This window comes from Thermomicrobium roseum DSM 5159, from assembly GCF_000021685.1.
In the GTDB taxonomy this organism is placed as follows: domain Bacteria; phylum Chloroflexota; class Chloroflexia; order Thermomicrobiales; family Thermomicrobiaceae; genus Thermomicrobium; species Thermomicrobium roseum.
Window position 1 is genome coordinate 14,551 of sequence record NC_011959.1, and the last position, 20,911, is coordinate 35,461.

The following is a 20,911-nucleotide window of genomic DNA, read 5'->3' on the forward strand; positions in this document are numbered from 1 at the left end:
ATCAGTTCCCTTGTCTACCTGTCCATCAGGGAACCGACCAGCACACGACTGTGGTGGGTATAGCACAGGAACCCGATCCTGGTCATGGCCGCTTTCGAGGCAGGTCGATCACTCGCTCGCGGCTGACGGATCGCTCGTCCGCAGTTCGATGGGCAGTGCTCGTCCCTCGCGCTCGAGCCAGCGCTGCAGTCGCTCCTCCAGTTCGATGGGCGAAAGCTTCGGCCGCGCGTAGTGGCCGGCTAGGCGACGCTGGCGCAGCGCCTCGTACAGCGAAACAGCGCAGGCGACGGAGATGTTGAGGCTGCGGACCATTCCCATCATCGGGATGACGAAATTGCCGTCGGCTCCTGCGACGGCTTCGTCGGAGACCCCGCGTTGCTCGTTGCCGAACACCAGCGCGACGGGCTTAGTGAGATCGAGGTCGTAGAGGTCGACGCTCCGTGCTGGGTCGCCGAGATAGGTCGTGTAGATCGTGAAGCCCTGGGAGCGCAAGGTCCGGTAGCAGGCCTCGATCGAGGGGTGGAACACGAGTTCGAGCCACTTGAGCGCGCTCCCGGAGACGTTCTCCGAGAGCTCGGGGAACTCCTCGAGCGTGTAGACGAGGTGGACGCGGAGCAGCCCGACGGCATCGCACGAGCGCAGAACCGCGCTGACGTTGTGCGGATCGTGCACGTTTTCCAAGACGACTGTCAGATCGGGTTGTCGGCGGGCCAGGACCTCGCGCATCCGCGCGAGCCGTCGCTCGGTGATCGGGCGTCCCATCGCGCGTCCTCCTCCGGCACCGATTCTACGGGCCGTCTCCAGCGTGTGTCTGGATCAGTGGGGTGGCAGAGCACCTTCGCTGGGTGGGTGCCGCCGTTTCGGTGTGGCACAGCTGCGTGCGAGCGGATCGAGCACACGGGGCGCGCCGTCCAGCGGCGACGGACCTCGCCAGCCTGACGAGTCGAACGACGGCATTGCCGGACCTCGACCGATGGGACGTGGTGGCGCGCTCGACCAGCGCCGTGGCGTCGGCATGGGATAGGCTCGCTGGCCGCGGAGCGGCGCCGTTCAGCTGGTGGGGCGACGCCGTGCGTCGTCCGGAGGTCGCTCGGCGCGGGCGACCGCTCGAGCAAACGACTGCAGTGCCGACGATCCCCGTGACACGGTGGTGCGTGCGCGGTGACTGCGGGTCGGTCCGACGGGCCGAGGGGGCAGGCAGCAGCTGACTCCGATGCGATGGGGGCGATACCACCGACCGTGGCGTGCGAATGTCCGACCGCGGAGATTCCGGCCACCCTGTGTAGGGGCGAGGCGCTGCCTCGCCCGCCGCGCCAGCGGCGCGGCAACGCACCGTCGGGAACGGGCACGTCGTGATCGGAATGGTACGCTGGTAAACGCCGACGGTCGGGATGGTCGGCCTGGGCGGGCCGACGGTTCAGGCACGGCCGGACCCCTACGGGGATGCCGCCGGCAGCGCCGGTCGTGGTGCGTGGGTGCTCTTTCGGGGATGCACTGTCCACCTTGTAGGGGCGAGGCAGCGCCGCGCCAGGGGCGCAGCAGCCGGCGTGGTACCGCGGCTGTATGGTGTTCTCGGGCACAGGGTAACGATCGCTTCCCTGCCGTGCCGACCGGCCCGTCCGGACCGACCGGTCAGAGGGTGGCTCCTCCCCGTGAAACGTGGCCTCCGGCAGGGGAAAACCTCGCGGCGCCTGCGACATCGTGCGGTCGGGCGACCATCTCGCGGCTCCTTCCGCACCACCAGGAGGCTCTTCCGAGAGCGGAGCGCTGCGTACGATCCTGCTGGTTAGGGAACTCGGCGTGCATCCGACCGCACTGCGCGCCGCCTACCGGCGGACTGGGGTTCAGCGAGCCCACGCGACTCGCAGTCCTCCACGTGCGGGGTAGCACGCGCACCGAAGCAGTAGCCATGCACGGCCCCGGGCTGGGGTGACGCGACGGAGGGTGCAGGGCGTCTTTCGACCGTCCACTGCCTGCCGTGCCCCGTTCCACTGTACCCGCGACGCCGCGTCCGAGGGAACGGGAACACCAGTGTTCCCGTTCCTCTTCGAAACTGGAAACGAGGGCTCGAGCGGGACTCCTCACCGGCCGATGATTCTGGAAGGGTCGCTTGACAGGGAGTCGAACCGGCCATTATGGTAGGGCACACCAGCGACGCAGTCGTTCCAGCGTTTGGGGGCAGCAGTGCGACTGGAAGTCCGGTTGGAGCCGGAGCGGAGCGGGGTCCTGCCGCTGGGATATCGCGAGGCCTTGCAGGCGATGATCTACCGGCACCTGCCGAAGGAGATCGGTCAGCCGCTGCACGACGGGCTGTACTGGCAGGCGGAGCGACCGCTCAAGCTGTTCGTCTTCTCGCAGCTTCACGGCGCGGTCCGGTACCGACCGGGCGAAGGGGTAGAGGTGAGCGGTCCGGTCTGGTTCCGCTTCGCCTCGCCGGACCGGCAGCTCGCGCTCGGGTTGGCTGCGGGGCTGCTCCAGTTCGGACGGGCGCGCATCGCCAACCTGGAGTTCGCCGTGCGGGAGATCGCCACATTGGCGCTCCCCTCGCTCGGCGAGCGCGTGGTGGTCCGCACGCTTTCGCCGATCACCGTGTACCGCACGATCGCGATCGATGGGCGCCGCCGGACGCAGTACTACAACCCGCTCAACGAAGAGTTCGCCGAATTGGTGGTGGCCAACTTGCTCCGGAAGGCGCACGTGCTGGGCTGGTCGGTGCCCGGAGCCGGGGAGGACGGATCAGCGGAGGCCGTTGCGGAGGGTGCGGCCCGCGCTGGGGAGTCGCTGGCAGTGGGCGAGCGTCCGATCCGGATCCGGGCGCTCGGGGTGAATCCGCGGGCCAAGCGGCTGGAGCGCTACAAGGGCACCTGGATCGAGGGGTGGACTGGACGCTTCCTCCTGGAAGGGCCAGCGGACCTTTTGCGGCTGGCGCTGGAGGCGGGCCTCGGCGCCAAGAACAGCCAGGGGTTCGGGTACGTGGAGGAGGTGGATGAGCGCTCACTCAGCCTTTTGAGCCGTCAGGAACAGACGCGAGAGGAGGGAGGCGCGTGAGTCTTCACTGGACAGGGCAACCGTTCGTCGATGCTGGGCTGGCTGCTCTGTTGGCAGCTTCGGGGGCGAGTAGGCTTTCGGATGTGACGGCAACGCATCTGGATATTGCTGTCCGCGAACTCGAGAGGATTCTCTTGAGCGATCAAGCCCTCGGCATTGGGCTCGAGAAGTCCTTTGCCAAAGGCACACTCTCCCAAGTGTTTCCGAACAGTGAGTTAGTAAATCCTTCGAACTGGAGTAAGGGTCCGGAGGGGGTGCGAGCGAAGTACCGAACCGCGCTGAAGGAGGATCTGGCTCGAGCCAAGGAGGCTCTTCACGCTGAGCGAGGGGATCGCTTGTGTGGCATTTGCGGGGAGCTGCGGCCTTCCGCTGGATTCGTGATGCTGCGACGGGATCGGTTCCCTCTCCTTTCCGGTGCCGTCAATTTCTATCCCGGTTTCCTCTCTGGCGTCGCACTCTGTGGACTGTGTGCCTTGGCCCTCCGGTTCTCCGTCGCCTCTCTCTTGCGGGTGGGTGAGCGCGGGCGGCTGTGGTTTCTGCACTGCCCCTCGGATATCGTCGCAGCGCGCATCGCACAGGAGTATGGTTGGGGCCATTTCCGACGTCTTATCGCCGCGAATCAGCCGCTCGACTTTTACGGTGACTGGCGAACGTCCGGGAACAGTGGGGCAATTTTGTGCTTACTCTGTCAGCTGTTACGGAAGTTTGCTAATCAGCTACGTACAATCTATCAACATGGTATCCCGACTGTGGCATATGTGTTTTCAAATGATAATCGAGGCGGCTATGTTGAGGGCATACCTGTTCCTACATCTATTCTGGACTTTTTGCAGAGTCTGTATCTCGAGTCGGTCGATGCGTTCGACCAGTTCGAGCGGGAACTCTTGCGAGTCGACACTGGCAGGGACAAGCGTGAGGAGGCTCAGCGTGCCCGTTTCGTCGCCACTATCGCGGATCGCATCGTGCGCGCCGAGCCGATCGTGGGTGCTTCCCTCGTCGAGCAGAGGCTCCTTGGCGGGTGGATCGCGCATCGTACCTATTTGCGGGAGGTCAACGGGATGAACGAGGCCGTTCTCGCGCTCTTGGAGCGGACCGGGATCGCGCTCGCCCAGCACGAGCGCGGCAAGAAGCTGATCGGGAGGCTCGAGCGTGCACCAGCTCGCGATGTTCGTGCGGTGCTGCTCGACCTCGTCCGCGAGGGTGTGCTGAGTGGCCGGGAGTTGGCAGCACTGCTGCCGCCCAATGAGCCGACCAGTGCCCAAATCGTACGCGATGTACTGCTCGCAGTGGTCTACGAATACCAGCGGTGCAATGAAGTAGGAGAGTCTTTCCCGAGGTTAGTAGGGGGCTGGGCAATACCCGAGCCGGACGAGGTCGTTCGCCGACTCGAGCGAATCGCAGCCGACCTCATCAGGACCCTTCCCAACCGGCGGCAATGGATCGCCGATCTCATGACTGCACGCAAGACCGCACAAATCCGAGCCACGTACTTGCGAGCGTTACGGTCGGGAGCCATGTCACTGGTCGACTTCCTGTTTCTCGTACCGCTCGGTGACGTCACGCAAGCGTGGGTGCTGCGGGATTACCTCTTGGCGTTTCTGTTCGAGCTGGGCCGCGAAGCAGTGCCGACCGACATCGAGTTGGTCGAGGGAGAGGAGGGCGCAACCGATGAGGTAAGCGTGCTAGCTGAGTAGTCGAATCGGCAACGAGCTGCCCCAGCTCACTCGGTAAAGAGGAAGGGATAGTCAGGAAGGAGAGTCAGTGCGATGGCAGGACGAGCCACGTATCCAGTGGTGACCGGGACCGTTCTCATCGAAGCGAGTGGGGCCGCGCTCAACAATGCTGGTCAGGATGAGGGACGTCGCACCGATAATGCGATCGTCGTGAAGCAGCTGCAAATCGGTCGCCTGCGCTATCCCTATGTGTCGGGTCAGGCCTGGCGACGCTGGTGGCGGGAAGTCCTCTACACCGATTTCGGCTGGACACCAAGCCCGGTTACCCGTGAGGCCAAGAGCGCGTACACTGAGGGCAACCCGATCGACTACGCCGAAGACGATCTCTTCGGCTACATGGCAGCGCGCAAGCGCGGAAAGGACTCCGATACCTACCGGCGCGTCTCGCCGCTCCGGGCGAGCCTGCTCGTCTCGGTTCTCCCGAACGTCATCGTCAGCGACTTTGGACACTTCTCGCGAAATCTGCCTCCCGGTAGTGACATCATTCCGTTCGAATCAGAAGTCTATTCGACCTACCTGCAGGGAGTTTTCAGTATCGTCCTGAGCGAGGTCGGGCGATTCGCGGTCGGAGCGATGGCCGACATCTCTGCAGAGCTGGCTCAGAAGAACGGTAGCCGCCTTCGCAAGGCTGCGGTCAACCCCAACCAGGCCGAGATCTACGAACTCCCGGTTAGGGATCGTGTCCAGCGCGTATGCGAGGCATTGCAAGCGCTGGCACGGTTACGCGGTGGGGCCCGTCTGGCGCGCAACTTGTCGGATGTCACCCCCGTTGCCGTGATCGTTGGCTTCCTCGATGGAGGGAACGCGCCATTCCAGAATCTGTTCGTGAGTGATCCAGTGAATGCGGAGCAAGTGCTGTTGAATCTCGAGCGTTTCCGTTCTGTGTTGAGTGACTACACTGACCGCTTCCTCAAGGTCAATAACGATAAGGCGGTTCTGCTCGGCTTGCGCCCGACCGTTCTGGCCAACGAAAACGAGGTTCGCGAAGTGATCGCTCGCAAGGAGCGTCCATTCGATCGAGTCGAGTTGCTCGACTCACCGCGCCGAGCGCTCGAGCGGGCCGCGGAACTGGTCGAGCAGGCCTACGCTTCGATCGGATGACCGTATGCGAGCGAGGAGCGACATGCTCGACGGAGCTGTCCGGATTCGCCTCACCGCACTGACTGCATCGTTCCGAGCACCGAGCTTCGTCGCCTATCAGTTGTCGCTGGCTGTGCCGCCCTTGGCGACGATCTTCGGCTTGCTCTCGGCGGCGCGTGGGCACTGGGTGATGCCGCACGAAGTGCCGTGGCTTGCCTATCGACTGACGTATGCAGCGCGGGCCATGGACTTGGAGGCAATCTACTCGGTCGAGCGAAAGGATGCGGCCGATACACCGCGCTTCAAGGAACGGAACATCGTGCAGCGAGAGTTCCTCGTTTCTCCCGAGCTGGACCTGTTTCTCCCTGCTGAGTGGCGCGATCCGTTCCTGCGCCCTCGGTACCAGCTCGTGCTGGGCAGGAGCCAGGATTTGGCGACCGTTAGCTCGATCGGGCCAGCATCGCTCGAGCCGGTATCGACTGGTCCGGTGACAGGGGTGTTGCTCCCGGCCGAGGTCGTAGCTCGCAACGGGGTAACGGCAGTTCTCCAAAATCTGCCAGTCGCCTTTACCCCCGATCCCGAGCGTGCGCCGGTGCGGGTCACGATGTTCGGTCTCATCGATGGGAAGCGTTCCACGCGTGGTCTGCAGTTCGTCACGATCGAGGATGGGGCGGGCTGGCTCGTGCGCGATCGTGAGTCCGGCGTCGTCGTTCCTCTCTACCGTCAGGAGTGGATCCTGGATGGTCGGTGAACCACTGGCGAAATCGGGTGATCCGCCGATCACGCTCCGGCAACATACGTTGGAGGTCCTAGCTTACGTGGAGCAGGTCATCCCAGCGTACCGCGCGCTCTGGTCGCGCGTACTCGACTCCCGGTCGGTGGACCACCTGGGACGCGCCTTGCCGTTGGCTGCTGCTGGGCATGACCTCGGCAAGGCTGCGCTTGGCTTTCAGCGCTCCCTGCAGGAGCGAGGATTCCGCTGGGAGTTTCGGCACGAGGTCCTTTCAGCAGCCCTCTTGCTGGCCTCGGGACACGCCACGGGCGATCCTGGCCAGCTCGCCATCGCGGCGGTGCTGACCCATCACCGTGATTTGACAGAGGAACGCCTGTGGCGCGATTGTGGTGTCCCGCAGCTGCCCCGCCCACAGTTCCTGGAAAAAGCACAGCGCCAGTTCCGCGAGCGAGCAGCCGAGTTGGGGCCGTTTTGGGAGTGGATCGTCCGCTTCTCGCAAGAGGTGGAGGTATTACGCACTGATCAGTGGCCGTGTTCTCCGCACGACCTCGAGCCACCAGCGGAGTTCCTGCGATCCCTTCAGGAGAGGGCTGATCGACTCCATGCTTTCCGCTCGGCGGAAGGCCTACTTCTCACTCTCAGTCGCGGATGGCTGCTCGCCGCCGATCATGCGGCCAGCGCTGGCATACCACGATTTGTATCGACCATACCGACCGAGTGGAGAGCGCGTCATGCCGAGCGACTAGCGCATTCGCGAGCCCAAGGGGATGGCCAGCTCCGCGCCTTCCAGCGGGCGCTCGGCGAGTACGAAGGGAGTGCACTGCTGATCGCGCCGACCGGCGCTGGCAAAACCGACGCCGCGATCCGCTGGATCGCCCGCAACCGGATCGGGGGTGAGCGCATCTTCTACATTCTGCCCTATCAAGCGAGTATCGAGGCAATGGGGCAGACATTGGAGCGCCTATTCGGCCGGGAGACGGTCGGGACACTGCACGCGCGGACACTCGAGGTTGCATTCCAGCGGTACTTCAGCGGCGACGACTATGAGGAAGCGTACCAAGCTGCTCGCCAGGATGCGGAGTTGAACCGCTTGGTCCACAAGCCAATCAAGGTGACGACCCCGTTCCAGCTCATCAAGTGGCTCTTTGGGCTGCCGCGCTTCGAGGTCGGACTGGCGGAGATGGTCGGAGCGCTCGTGATCTTCGATGAGATCCATGCCTATGATGCGCACGTGACGGCGCTGATTTTGGAACTCGTGCGTGTCCTGCGCGAACTCGGCGCTCGCTGCCTGTTCATGTCGGCCACTTTCCCAGACTTTTTGCGGCAGTACATCGAAGATGCTTATGCTCAGCCGCTCCGACTGTTTCGCCTCGATCAGCCGCCGGCACACGACACGTGGGCGGAACGGTTCCTCGCTCAGGCTCGTCATCGAGTCGAGTGGACCGCTGATCCACTCGAGGAGTTGGTCGACCTCGTCGTGGAAGCTGCCCAAAACGGCGAGCGGGTGCTCGTCGTCGCCAATCGGGTGCAACAGGCGCAAGCGCTGTACCAGCGGTTGGTCGAATGCGTGCCTGACGGGCTTCAGCTCTTGCATGCACGGCTGATGCGTCGGGATCGCGTCGCGCGCGAACAGCGGATTCTCGCCGCCCTCAGGGGGGAGTCGCCGGAACCTGTTCGTGTACTCGTCGCGACGCAGGTCGTCGAAGTTTCGCTCGACATCAGTTTCGATCGGCTCGTGACCGAAGTGGCACCGGTCGACGATCTTCTCCAACGGTTTGGACGCGTCAATCGGTATTACGAGCACAACTCGCCGCGGCCGATCGTGATCAGCCGCACGTACGGGGATGCACTGTACTACGTGTATGACCGCGAGCGCCTCGAGCGCACGCTGGAGGAAGCTCCGCCACACGGTCACGCGCTCGATGCGTTCGATGCCGAGCAGTGGGTCGAACGTGTCTACCGCGAGGGCTGGACGACGAACGAGGGACGACGCTTCGAGCAAGCGCTCGCGTCCTTTCGCGCGGTCATCGAAGGCTTACGCCCGCTCCAACATGCGGACATGGCATACGAAGACTTCTACCGGCTGTTCCAGGGTGCCGAGGTGCTCCCCTCACCGTTCCAGGAGGAGTACTTGCGCTACCAGATCGAGGGGAAGCACTTGCTTGCCCAGCAACTCTTGGTTCCTGTGCCGTACGGTACATTTTGGAAGCTGCACCGTGCTGGTCGCATCTCGCAACTCAAAGACGGGACACTCGTCGCATCGGTCCAATATGATCCTGACCTTGGGCTCCTTCCTGAGGTCGCTGATCTCGATGCGGTCATCGTGTAGGAGAAGGTTTCCCTATGGACCAGATCGTCACTGGCACCTTGATGTCTTATGTCGGAATCTGCGATCGCAAGATTTGGCTTGCGGGCCATGCGATCGAAGGCTACCGTGACCACGAACTGTTGGCTCTGGGGCGACTGCTGGCCGAGTCAGCCTATCCCCGCGAACGCAAGGAGTTAGCCTTGCCCGGAATGAAAGTCGACGTGCTGCGACGTCGTCCCGCCGATGCCGACGAGGACGAGGCCTTGGTGATCGGGGAGGTCAAGCGTTCGCCGCGTGCCCAGCACGCGCAGCGTCTCCAACTCGGCTACTATCTCTTGCGACTCCGCGAAGCTGGACTGCACGTGCGGGGCGAGCTGCGCTACCCAGAACAGCGTCGCGTCGAACCAGTGGAGTTGACTCCCGAACTGGAGCAGGCGGTCCGCAGCGCGATCGCACGCGTCGAGGAACTCCTGGCTCAACCACAACCACCCCCACCGGTCCGCATCGCCGCCTGCGCCAACTGCGCCTACTTCGAGTTCTGCTGGGTTTCCGAGGAGCCCGCCACTGCTGATTCACCACGACGCCGGACCCGCAGCGCAGCCAGCGCGGATGGGAAGCGATGACCAAACCGATCTACGTTTTTTCTTCCGGCCGACTCGCTCGTCATCAGAACACGATCGTCCTGGAAACGGAAGAAGGCAAGCGCTTCTTGCCGGTCGAGCAGGTGAGCGAACTCTATGTCTTCGGCGAGGTCGACTTGAACAAGCGCTTTCTCGAGTTCATTGCCCGCGAGGGAGTGTTGCTCCACTTCTTCAACCGATACGGCTTCTATACAGGAACCTTCTATCCGCGCGAATATCTCTCGAGCGGTGCCTTGATCCTCCGCCAGGTGGAGCACTACCTCGATCAGGCTAAGCGGCTGACACTGGCACGAGCGTTCGTCCATGGCGCCCTGCGCAACATCCGCACTGTCCTCCTCTATTACCGCCGGCGCGGGGTGGATGTGCAGGCAGCTGTCGAGATCATCGAGCGGGCACGCGCTGGGATCGAGGAGGCAGGAACGACCGCCGAACTGATGGCGCTCGAAGGACAGGCACGCGAGGCCTACTACGCAGTCTGGCCAGCCATCATCGAGGCAGAATTTCCTTTTGGTCCGCGGACGCGTCGCCCACCCCGCGACGAAACGAATGCCCTCATCTCTTTCGGCAACAGCTTGCTCTACACCGCGGTGCTCGCTCAGATTTACCAGACACACCTGGATCCCCGTATCGGCTATCTTCACGAAACGAACTTCCGGCGCCACACGCTCAACCTCGATGTCGCCGAAATCTTCAAGCCGGTTCTGGTCGACCGGCTGATCTTCCGCCTCGTCAATCGCGGTCAATTGCAACGCCGGCACTTCGTGACCGGTGCCGAGGGGGTCTTTCTCGACGATGATGGGCGCAAGCTGGTCGTCGAGGCCTGGGAACAAACGCTCCAGGAAACCTACCGGCACCCCTCGCTCAATCGCTCGGTCTCCTACCGGACGACCCTGCGGCTGGAGCTCTACAAACTCGAGAAGCATCTCCTGGGTGAGCAAGCGTACGTTCCCTTCGCCCTGCGCGGTTGAACGTTCGCTGCATCCTGCCGAGTATCCTTGAGGGGCAAACGGCAACCAGCGCTGCGGGGGTGGGATGTACGTCATCGTCGCCTACGACGTCGGAGTGGAGCGAGTCGCGCGGGTTCTCAAGATCTGCCGCCGCTACCTGACGTGGGTCCAGAACTCCCTCTTGGAAGGTGAACTCACTCCCGCCCAGCTCCGCCGCTTGCAGCAGGAACTCGAGCGGACCATCGATCGAGAGAACGACAGTGTCCAGTTCTATATCCTGCCCCAGGCATCGGTCGCCAAGCGGGTCACGCTGGGGCTGGTCAAGAACCAACCGTCGCAGGTGATCTAGCTGCCCCGCTCCGCCTCCGCCATGGCGCGGCCGAAGGCGGCCCAGAACGGGTCGACCCGCGGGTGCTCGAGCGGCCGTTCTTTCCCGTCCACCACGAGCGTCAATCCTCGCTCCGGCGGTACCACCTCGCCGACGACGCTCGCCGCGATTCCTTTGGCTCCCAGCGCAGCGAGCAGGGCATCGACCTTGTGCGGACGGACCGTGATGATGAGCGTCCCCTCGCTGATCGCCGCATAGGGATCCATGCCGAAGAGCTGGCAGATCTTGGCCACGTCCTCGCGCAGGATGATCCGCTCCTGCTCGATGCGTAGGCCCACCCCAGAGGCTTCCGCCACTTCCACCAGCCCGCCGTAGACGCCGCACTCGGTGGCGTCGTGCATCGCGGTCACTCCGTCGTCGCGCACCCCGATGCTCACGGCGGTCAGCGCGTCGGCGACCACGCTCATCTGCCAGAACAACTCCTGCGCCCGATCAGCGAACTCGCGCCCATAGGCGGCCGCGATCCGCTCCGGAAAGCTCACGGCAAACAGCCCCGCCGCCTCGATCGCCGCTCCCTTGGTCACCACGACCAGATCGCCGACACGGGCCATCTTGGGTGTAACGTAGCGATCCGCCGGACCGATGGCCATGACGGCTGCGCCGCCGACCATCGGGTAGTGGCACCCTTCGTAGCGTGCAGTGTGCCCGGCGATGATGGCGATGCCGAGCTCGGCGCAAACTCGGTGCATCGTCGTCCAGAGGATGCTCAATTCCTCGGCCGTGATCGCGAGCGGCAGGTTGAGGTCGATCGCTAGGAAGGCCGGCGCGAGCCCGCTCGTCGCCGCATCGGAGGCGAGGATGTGGATCGCGAACCAGGCGGCCCGCTCCCAGCCGTAGGCCGGGACCACGAAGACCGGGTCGGTGGTGACGGCCATCACGAGACCGTTACCCAGGTCGACGATCCCGACATCGACGCCATGCTGTGGGGGCACCAGAACCTGCGGCGAGGGAGCGCCGAGATGCGGCAGGATGATCTGGTCGAAGACCTCCCCCGAGATCTTCCCGAGCGTCGGGAGTTCCAGCCCCATGCCATCCTCCTTCCTCGTCGCTCACGATGATAGCGTCCGGCTGCGCGCTGCGACGTGGAGCTCTCGGCAGGCGACGCGCCGCGACTACCAGACCAGCTGGTCCGAGCGACGCTGCGCTCCGGGCGCAGGCTCGCTCGCTGCGTGGGGCGGCGCCGATCGAGCGGATCGGACAAGAAAAGTTTGCTCCCGGGGGAACGAGTCCCCACGGGAGCGCGAGAGGAGGGAGGGTCAGACAGTGTGCACGGTTGCGCGCTCGGCCAGCTCACAGAACCAGCGGTGGAAGCGGAGATCGTTCGTGAGTTCCGGATGGAAGGCGGTCCCGATGATCGATCCCTGGCGCACCGCGACTGGCCTCCCGTCCGGCAGGCAGGCCAGCACCGCCACGCCCGGACCGATCGCGTCGATGAGCGGTGCGCGGATGAAGACGGCGCGCAGTGGTGGCGGGCCGAGCGGTTCGACGACGAGGTCGCATTCGAAGCTCTCGCGTTGCGATCCGAATGCGTTGCGGCGAACCACGATATCCAACAGACCGAGCAAGGGCTGGTGACGAGCGCGTGTTTCGGCGGTGACCTCCCGCGCCAGCAGGATGAGCCCCGCACACGTTCCCCAGAGCGGCATGCCCCGCTGCGCGAGATCGCGGATCACGCCGAGCAGCTCGGTCCGTTCGAGCAAGCGACCGATCGTGGTGCTTTCCCCACCCGGGATGATGAGCCCATCGATCCCGGCGAGATCGCGTGGTTGACGCACCTCGTGTGCTGCGATGCCCAGCCGGGCCAGCGCAGTCAAGTGCTCAGCGAAGTCTCCTTGCAGCGCGAGGACGCCGATCGTCACGGCCATCACTGCCTCCTCACCAGCCGCGCGGGGCGAGTCGCTGCTCGGGGGCCAGCGTCGCCAGGTCGATGCCGGGCATCGCCTCACCGAGCCCGCGCGAGACACGGGCCAGCACCTCGGGGTCGCGGTAGTGGGTCACGGCTTCGACGATCGCCTTGGCCCGGGCGAACGGATTCTCCGACTTGAAGATGCCAGAGCCGACGAAGACCCCCTCAGCGCCGAGCTGCATGACGAGGGCAGCATCGGCTGGCGTGGCCACCCCACCGGCGCAGAAGAGCACGACGGGCAATCGTCCCTGCTCAGCGACCTGGCGCACGAGCTCGTAGGGTGCGCCCAGCTCCTTGGCAGCAGTCACCAGTTCTTCGCGCGGCAGCGCGGCCAGGCGCCGGATGCCGTCCAGAATGTCGCGTAGATGCCGCACCGCCTCGACGATGTTCCCGGTGCCAGCTTCCCCCTTGCTGCGGATCATCGCCGCACCCTCGGCGATCCGTCGGAGGGCTTCGCCGAGGTCGCGCGCACCGCAGACGAAGGGAACCCGGAAGACGTGCTTGTCGATATGGTACCGGTCGTCAGCCGGGGTGAGGACTTCGCTCTCGTCGATGAAGTCGACCCCGATCGCCTCCAGGATCTGGGCTTCGACGAAGTGGCCGATCCGCACCTTCGCCATGACCGGAATGGTGACCGCCTCCTTGATGCGGAGGATGCGGTCGGGATCGGCCATCCGGGCCACCCCTCCCTCGCGGCGGATATCGGCCGGTACCCGCTCGAGCGCCATCACGGCGACGGCGCCCGCTTCCTCGGCGATCTGGGCCTGCTCCGGTGTGACGACGTCCATGATGACGCCGCCCTTGAGCATCTGGGCAAGCCCCACCTTGGTTCGCCAGGTGGCCTGTTCGATTGTCCCGTTGGTCTGTTCCATCGTGCTCCTCCCTTCTGTCCGCTCGGTCACACGATCGGGCTGCTCGCCTGGGCGAGCAAGGCGCGGGCTTCGCGCAACGCGCTCAGCGCACGGCCGAGTCGCTTGGCTCCCTCGACGAGTGCGGCGGGAGCCGGGTAGGTGAAGTTGAGGCGGACGAACGACCGCCCTTGGGCAGGATCGACGAAGAAGCTTTCGCCGGGAACGATGGCGACACCCTGCCGGGCCGCTTCCGGCACGAGGTCGCGGGCGCGGATGCCATCGGCCAACTCGCACCACAAGTAGAGCCCTCCGGCGGGGACGCGACAATGGAGCGCGCCGTTCGCTTCGGCTGCCAATGACGCCAGCAGGAGATCGCGTCGATCGCGGTGGACACGCCGCAGTTCCTCGAGATGCGGGGGGAGAAGGCGGCGCTCGAGAAAGGCCCAAATCGCCCACTGCATGAGGGGATTCGTATCCAGGTCGACCAGTTGCTTGACCAGCGCGAGCTGGCGGATCACCGGCCAGGGGGCGATGATCCAGCCGATACGGAAACCCGGGAAGAGGATCTTGGAGACAGTGGTGAGCGAAATGACGGTGCCGGCCTGGTCGAGCGCCGCGAGCGGCGGTGGCGGTGGCGCATCGTACCAGAGTTCCCGGTACGGGTCGTCCTCGACGACCGGGATGCCGGCGCGGGCAGCCAGGTCGAGCAGATGCAGGCGACGGTCGAGTGCGAGCGTGGCGCCGGAGGGGTTTTGAAAGGTCGGCAACGTGTAGATGAGCTTGGGCCGCCGGTGCTCGAGTGCGCGCTCGAGCAGGCTCACCCGCATCCCGAACTCGTCGACCGGGATGGGGAGCAGGCGAGCTCCGACGGCACGGAAGATCTGCAACGCACCGGCATAAGTCGGTGACTCGACCGCGACCAGGTCGCCCGGTTCGACGAGTGCCCGTGCGACGAGATAGAGCCCTTGCTGGGAGCCGGAGACGACCAGGACGTTCTCCGCCGTGCAGCGGATCCCGGCTTGCTGTGACCAGCTAGCGATGGCTTCCCGCAGTGGGGGATACCCCTCGCTGGGACAGTACTGGAGAAGCCGCGCTCCCTCGCGGTGCAACGCTTCGTCGAGCAGCTGGCGCACGGTGGCGATCGGGTAGCATTCGGGCGCGGGCTGGCCAGTGGCGAAGGAGATGACGTCAGGGCGTGCGGCGGCGATCATGGCATCTTCGAGCGCCGGATCGTACAACGCGGTGGCGAGGGGAGCGAAGAGCTGCGGCCAGGGGACGCCGCCGGCGGGGGCCCGCGACTCGCGATGCTGGGCGGGATCGACGACGACTGTCCCGCGACCCACATGACCGCTGATGAGCCCGGCTGCGGCCAGTTCGCGGTAGGCGCTCACGACCGTGGATCGGTTGATGCCGAGCGTGGCGGCGAGACGGCGCTCGGGTGGCAAGCGCGTACCGGGCGGGAGTTCGCCGCTGAGGATGCGCCGGCGGAGCTGCTCAGCCAGCTGGCGGTAGAGCGGGACGCGACTGGTGCGATCGAGCCGGAGTTGCATGACACCTCCTCCAGGCGTCCACTCGATGACGAGCCTACCGAGGGAGATGACCCTCGCCAAGTGCCATTGTGCGCCTCGAACGCCATCCAAGCCAACCAATCAGGCGCGATTGGACTCCCTCTGCTGGCAACGGAAACGTCTCGTCGCTTCCCGAATGGACGGTCGACGACGAGGTCGGATGCTGGTGGTGTGTTGAGCCGGACGGTCTGGTGAGGGGCGGCTCTCGGGCGCGGAGTGTGGCTGGGGAGCGGGTCGTCGGGTCGTAGGCGATCGGGGTCGCGGTGCGTGAGCAGCCTCGCCGGACGGAGGCGCGATCCGGTTCGATCGACCAGGTGGTGCGGGCACCATGCCGATGCTGACGAGATCGGTGAGGGCGACGGCGCTCGGCCCCGGCAGACGCCGCTGGCAGATCGCGGCACGCGGGTGCTGGCTCCGTCGCACGCGATGGAGCGCACCGGTATCGTCTCGGCCCAAGTCCAGGAACCACCAACGCGGACTGTGCCTGGCTCGACCTCGGTTGGGCTGGCATCACCGGCAGACTCCACTGCGCGCGCGACGGTCAGCGCACCGTGAGCGCTTTGCCCGGCATCACCGGCGGGTGGCTGCAATCTGGCTCGTCGTCCGCACCGCGCTCGTGGTGCTGTGCCGCCAGGATCGCTCGTGGGAGGGCTTGGCCTCCGGGCGTGCCAGGCAGTATGGGTGTGCGCTGCTGCCGCGAAAGACAGCTGCCGCAGAACGAGTCGTCCGCACTTTGGACCGGCTGCCGCGCGCGACGGACAGTCGCCAATTGGACGGCCCGATTCATCGTCGGTGGGCCTTTGGAACTCGACGTCGGACCTCGCGAGCGACGCCAGCACGGGCCTGTTCGTGATCGGTGGGGCTGGCAGAAAGGTAGTGACCTGGACCGCTTTCCCGACGCGCCTGTGACAGGCGCCTGCATCAGGTTTGGCAGGCATGGAGTGACTGTGCAGTCGAGCCGCGGCGGTGCCGTGCCCTCGCGGTGGCGACGAGTGCTCACTCGTTCGGGCGTCCGGTCGGGTGCATCTGTCGGATACTGGCCACCGCACACTCGGAGCGGATGGGACTGGCGACCTCGATCGTCATGAGCTGCGACCGGTGAATGCTAACCCCCACCTCCACGACAGGAGACGGCGGTCGAGGTGGGCACACTTCCGATGAATGTTGGCCCCGCCACATCGAAGACGGCTTTCCACCTCGTCGGTCGCCTCGCGGCGTTGAGCGCGCCATTTGACGAGGCGGCGCTGAGGTTGACACCTATGCGCCAGGCCACGTTGAGCGCGCCATTTGGTCCCCCAGACCGAAGACGGCTTGATATCTGGACAGGATTGCGCGAGCATCGAGATCGTCGACCCCCGGTCGAGCAAAAAACGCGGGGGGTCGACGACAACGGTGCACTGCCTGATATCCGTGTTCCACCGCGGCAAAGCTCTTCCGGGGCTGGCTTGATCCAACGCTCCGAGGTCGCTATACTGCCGGTGAGAGTTTCGCGTCCCGGTGCGCCCCGCCTTGGGTTTCGACAGTACCTATGAGGGCTTGAAACCTGTCGGCACGACGTACACCTGCCCGGTATACACCCAGGTTTCGACAGTACCTATGAGGGCTTGAAACCGTGTACGCGTGTCGCAACGGTGAGGGCTGGCGGCATCGAGTTTCGACAGTACCTATGAGGGCTTGAAACAAGCGGTCGATGACTGGAGCGACAGTGGCGGACTCGGTTTCGACAGTACCTATGAGGGCTTGAAACGTGCGACCTGCAACCGACTGATCAGTTCGACCTTGGACTGGTTTCGACAGTACCTATGAGGGCTTGAAACCTAACTGACTAGAACAGACAATCGTGCTTCCAGCTTGTTTCGACAGTACCTATGAGGGCTTGAAACCTTCCTACGAGGTTGAAGACCTCGTGGAAGAGGAGGGTTTCGACAGTACCTATGAGGGCTTGAAACCTCTCCCTGCTGTCCCGCTTCTCGCTGCGCCTGACGTTTCGACAGTACCTATGAGGGCTTGAAACCCAGTTCGCCCAACACGTCCAGAAATCGCTCGTCCGTTTCGACAGTACCTATGAGGGCTTGAAACTTGGGGGTCTCGATGTCAGCACTCATGATGAGATCGTGTTTCGACAGTACCTATGAGGGCTTGAAACCGGAATGTGCGGAACGTATGCGGAGGATTATGGCATGTTTCGACAGTACCTATGAGGGCTTGAAACACGGTACGTCGTTGCCAGCCACCACAACGATCCCATGAGTTTCGACAGTACCTATGAGGGCTTGAAACGAAGCGGAAGTGGAAGCACGACTCGAGCGCAAGGGTGTTTCGACAGTACCTATGAGGGCTTGAAACTGGATACTGACTCGCGGAACCTCAGTGTGGCACATCCGTTTCGACAGTACCTATGAGGGCTTGAAACTCGATCGCGATTACGAATGCACAGGCAGTTCCTCCGGTTTCGACAGTACCTATGAGGGCTTGAAACTTCTCGCCGAGTCAGCTCCACAACGGCGGTAGCTCGAGTTTCGACAGTACCTATGAGGGCTTGAAACAGTCTTCCTGGCTCAGCCCCGCCAGCGACACAACACGTTTCGACAGTACCTATGAGGGCTTGAAACTGTCATGGTATGCTATGGAGCGAAGGAGGATGTGCTGTTTCGACAGTACCTATGAGGGCTTGAAACAGCGCCTGATAGTACTCTGCCAGCAATCCTGCAACTGTTTCGACAGTACCTATGAGGGCTTGAAACATACCAGGACCACTGTAGCCCTTCTGCTTCGCCACGGTTTCGACAGTACCTATGAGGGCTTGAAACCATCAAGGCTGAGGAGGTCGGCTCTGCGCTCGGTCGGTTTCGACAGTACCTATGAGGGCTTGAAACTGACTGCGACCCACAACGGTCTCCTCACGCTGTTCGGTTTCGACAGTACCTATGAGGGCTTGAAACTATGGCCCGAGCTGGACGATCGCTGGTTTCTGCACGTTTCGACAGTACCTATGAGGGCTTGAAACCACAGCATGCAGCGTGGGAATCGAGCGAGGAACGCCGCGTTTCGACAGTACCTATGAGGGCTTGAAACGCTGGCCCGTGCTGCAATCGACCCACGATTTGTCTACGTTTCGACAGTACCTATGAGGGCTTGAAACCAGGCCCTCACACCACCCGTCTACAGCCCTAACCAGTTTCGACAGTACCTATGAGGGCTTGAAACATCTACTACGCTTCGGAAGCCTTACAGCGGCGAGAGTTTCGACAGTACCTATGAGGGCTTGAAACCGAGGCATGAGCACTCTCCCCACGTGGGGCTGACTAGTTTCGACAGTACCTATGAGGGCTTGAAACCGACTCGCTCCTCATAGGGCAAGACGTAGTCGGTATAAGTTTCGACAGGACCTATGAGGGCTTGAAACTCTCCACTGCACGCAACGACGTGAACGCCATTCGCGTTTCGACAGTACCTATGAGGGCTTGAAACTAGGTAGACACCGTTGGCGACCTCGCCGGGCGTCAGCGTTTCGACAGTACCTATGAGGGCTTGAAACACGGGATCGTCACGATACGTTGGTATGACGCATACGCGTTTCGACAGTACCTATGAGGGCTTGAAACTTCGACGCAGCGACGCAATCGCGTCGCTGCCGCTGGGTTTCGACAGTACCTATGAGGGCTTGAAACTGCGAACCAGCACGCCGGCGTAGCCGGGAGGCATGAGTTTCGACAGTACCTATGAGGGCTTGAAACCCGCGATGAGCATCCGCTCGGGCGGTTGCGGGTCGGCGTTTCGACAGTACCTATGAGGGCTTGAAACCTTCGTCGAAGAGAGCCTCCGCATGTACGAGCAGTTTGTTTCGACAGTACCTATGAGGGCTTGAAACAAGCAGCGTGGCGACGCGAAGTCGAAGGCGAGTACGTTTCGACAGTACCTATGAGGGCTTGAAACTTGGTCGTGCGTCGCGTCGCTGGGTGGTGCGGGATCAGGTTTCGACAGTACCTATGAGGGCTTGAAACTCCAGTTTGCGGTCAGCGCCTGCGGCGTGACAGGACGTTTCGACAGTACCTATGAGGGCTTGAAACCGCCTCGTGCAGGATCGCCTCGAAGCGCTGCGCAGTGGTTTCGACAGTACCTATGAGGGCTTGAAACCTGCGCGAACTGGATCGCATCCCAATAGCTCTTACGTTTCGACAGTACCTATGAGGGCTTGAAACCTTCTCGCTGCGCCTGGCGACGAAAGGCACCGACCAGTTTCGACAGTACCTATGAGGGCTTGAAACGCACCCGCAAGGAGCGGCGGAAGCCGCTGAAGAGAAGTTTCGACAGTACCTATGAGGGCTTGAAACCCACGCGCCCCTCGCTATCGCGCACCAGCTCCCCAGTTTCGACAGTACCTATGAGGGCTTGAAACGATGCCCTGAATGCCGGTCTCGAGCATTTGCGTTACGTTTCGACAGTACCTATGAGGGCTTGAAACAACGCGCGCTCGAGGAGAGCGCGAGCCTCGTACCCGTTTCGACAGTACCTATGAGGGCTTGAAACGTTGAGTTGCTCGGACGCCGGAAGCTGCACTGGGTGGTTTCGACAGTACCTATGAGGGCTTGAAACCTTCTCCCTCGGGAGCCAGTGGGTTCTCGACACCGCGTTTCGACAGTACCTATGAGGGCTTGAAACCTGCACGGTGGTCCCTGTCCTGCGCCCACCGTGGGAGTTTCGACAGTACCTATGAGGGCTTGAAACGCGTGCTCTGGAGCTGATCCGGGACCTCCACGATGGTTTCGACAGTACCTATGAGGGCTTGAAACACGGCAGACCAGGAGTCGCAAGCTGCGGGGTTCCTGGGTTTCGACAGTACCTATGAGGGCTTGAAACCGAGGGACGCGAACCAGCGTATTATTTCCGTTGGTGTTTCGACAGTACCTATGAGGGCTTGAAACCCAGATCCAGCAGCTTGTAGGCTGCGTCCGGGTCGAGTTTCGACAGTACCTATGAGGGCTTGAAACGTGTGGTGGACCTTGCCTTCCGCAAGCGTGTGCGGGGTTTCGACAGTACCTATGAGGGCTTGAAACGAAACCCCTGCTGCTCGAAACGCTTGTAGTAGCCGAGTTTCGACAGTACCTATGAGGGCTTGAAACCGTGAACGTTGTAGCTAATCATGGATGAGCCTCCCTGTTTCCACAGTACCTATGAGGGCTTGAAACTTGTGGTACAGTCATGGCTGGTAGGGGTTCGTGATGTTTCGACAGTACCTATGAGGGCTTGAAACTTTGCCGTCCATGTCGTTGGCTGCAGACGGCAGACGGTTTCGACAGTACCTATGAGGGCTTGAAACTTTGCCGTCCATGTCGTTGGCTGCAGACGGCAGACGGTTTCGACAGTACCTATGAGGGCTTGAAACGCTGCTGACAGCGGCGCAGTGGGATGCACGGGATGCAGGTTTCGACAGTACCTATGAGGGCTTGAAACGCTGGAGGAGACGTTTGAGGTGAACCAGTGGTTGCGTTTCGACAGTACCTATGAGGGCTTGAAACACTATACCTCTTTTTTGCTCATCCCCGCCCTTCCACGTTTCGACAGTACCTATGAGGGCTTGAAACGATCGAGAACGCGCGGATGCTCGAGCAGGTGGGAGCGGTTTCGACAGTACCTATGAGGGCTTGAAACCGAAAGAGCAGACGGAAGGACCAAGCGCAATGGGACGGTTTCGACAGTACCTATGA

13 protein-coding genes and 1 CRISPR repeat array (1 of these 14 cut by a window edge) are annotated in these 20,911 nt (G+C 63.0%); of the genes, 8 read left to right on the forward strand and 5 right to left on the reverse strand.

The features are described 5' to 3' along the window. Window positions 1-108 precede the first annotated feature (108 nt). Entirely contained in the window at window positions 109-762 is a 654-nt protein-coding gene (locus tag TRD_RS00065; protein WP_012641429.1) for a TrmH family RNA methyltransferase, read from the reverse strand. A 1,422-nt stretch (window positions 763-2,184) separates the two neighbouring features. Between TRD_RS00065 and TRD_RS00075 the strand changes: the two genes are divergently transcribed. From TRD_RS00075 to cas2, 8 genes are all read left to right on the forward strand, one after another. Continuing rightward, a complete protein-coding gene (locus tag TRD_RS00075; RefSeq protein ID WP_012641431.1) occupies window positions 2,185-3,048 on the forward strand; it encodes a CRISPR-associated endoribonuclease Cas6 in 864 nt (287 codons plus the stop codon). Further along, entirely contained in the window at window positions 3,045-4,742 is a 1,698-nt protein-coding gene (locus TRD_RS00080) for a hypothetical protein (protein WP_012641432.1), read from the forward strand. The genes TRD_RS00075 and TRD_RS00080 overlap by 4 nt, the downstream gene beginning before the upstream one ends. Window positions 4,743-4,814: 72 nt before the next feature. Beyond that, window positions 4,815-5,882 (forward strand): type I-B CRISPR-associated protein Cas7/Cst2/DevR, encoded by a 1,068-nt coding sequence (gene cas7i, locus TRD_RS00085; protein WP_012641433.1) that lies wholly within the window; start codon window positions 4,815-4,817, stop codon window positions 5,880-5,882. A 22-nt stretch (window positions 5,883-5,904) separates the two neighbouring features. Beyond that, window positions 5,905-6,612, forward strand: coding sequence for a CRISPR-associated protein Cas5 (cas5, locus tag TRD_RS00090; protein WP_012641434.1), 708 nt, complete (start codon window positions 5,905-5,907; stop codon window positions 6,610-6,612). Then, entirely contained in the window at window positions 6,602-8,923 is a 2,322-nt protein-coding gene (locus TRD_RS00095; protein ID WP_012641435.1) for a CRISPR-associated helicase/endonuclease Cas3, read from the forward strand. The genes cas5 and TRD_RS00095 overlap by 11 nt, the downstream gene beginning before the upstream one ends. A 14-nt stretch (window positions 8,924-8,937) precedes the next feature. Continuing rightward, complete coding sequence (gene cas4 / locus TRD_RS00100; RefSeq protein ID WP_012641436.1) at window positions 8,938-9,525, forward strand: CRISPR-associated protein Cas4; 588 nt, start codon at window positions 8,938-8,940, stop codon at window positions 9,523-9,525. After that, window positions 9,522-10,511: a type I-B CRISPR-associated endonuclease Cas1b gene (cas1b, locus tag TRD_RS00105; protein WP_012641437.1), complete on the forward strand. Its 990-nt coding sequence runs from the start codon at window positions 9,522-9,524 to the stop codon at window positions 10,509-10,511. Before cas4 ends, cas1b begins: the two co-directional genes overlap by 4 nt. A gap of 64 nt (window positions 10,512-10,575) precedes the next feature. Further along, on the forward strand, window positions 10,576-10,839 hold the full coding sequence (gene cas2 / locus TRD_RS00110) for a CRISPR-associated endonuclease Cas2 (RefSeq protein WP_012641438.1): 264 nt from the start codon (window positions 10,576-10,578) through the stop codon (window positions 10,837-10,839). Here cas2 and TRD_RS00115 read toward each other — a convergent pair. The 4 genes from TRD_RS00115 to pdxR all read right to left on the reverse strand — a co-directional run bounded on the left by TRD_RS00115 (window position 10,836) and on the right by pdxR (window position 15,185). Beyond that, window positions 10,836-11,906: an AIR synthase family protein gene (locus TRD_RS00115; protein WP_012641439.1), complete on the reverse strand. Its 1,071-nt coding sequence runs from the start codon at window positions 11,904-11,906 to the stop codon at window positions 10,836-10,838. The two genes, cas2 and TRD_RS00115, sit on opposite strands and share 4 nt — an antisense overlap. Before the next feature lie 228 nt (window positions 11,907-12,134). Next, complete coding sequence (gene pdxT, locus TRD_RS00120) at window positions 12,135-12,743, reverse strand: pyridoxal 5'-phosphate synthase glutaminase subunit PdxT (RefSeq protein ID WP_012641440.1); 609 nt, start codon at window positions 12,741-12,743, stop codon at window positions 12,135-12,137. A 10-nt stretch (window positions 12,744-12,753) separates the two neighbouring features. Further along, entirely contained in the window at window positions 12,754-13,656 is a 903-nt protein-coding gene (pdxS, locus tag TRD_RS00125; protein WP_012641441.1) for a pyridoxal 5'-phosphate synthase lyase subunit PdxS, read from the reverse strand. A gap of 26 nt (window positions 13,657-13,682) precedes the next feature. Next, complete coding sequence (gene pdxR / locus TRD_RS00130; RefSeq protein WP_041435779.1) at window positions 13,683-15,185, reverse strand: MocR-like pyridoxine biosynthesis transcription factor PdxR; 1,503 nt, start codon at window positions 15,183-15,185, stop codon at window positions 13,683-13,685. 1,531 nt (window positions 15,186-16,716) lie between these two features. After that, window positions 16,717-20,911: a CRISPR direct-repeat array (repeat unit 30 nt; unit sequence GTTTCGACAGTACCTATGAGGGCTTGAAAC) (it continues 808 nt past the right edge of the window).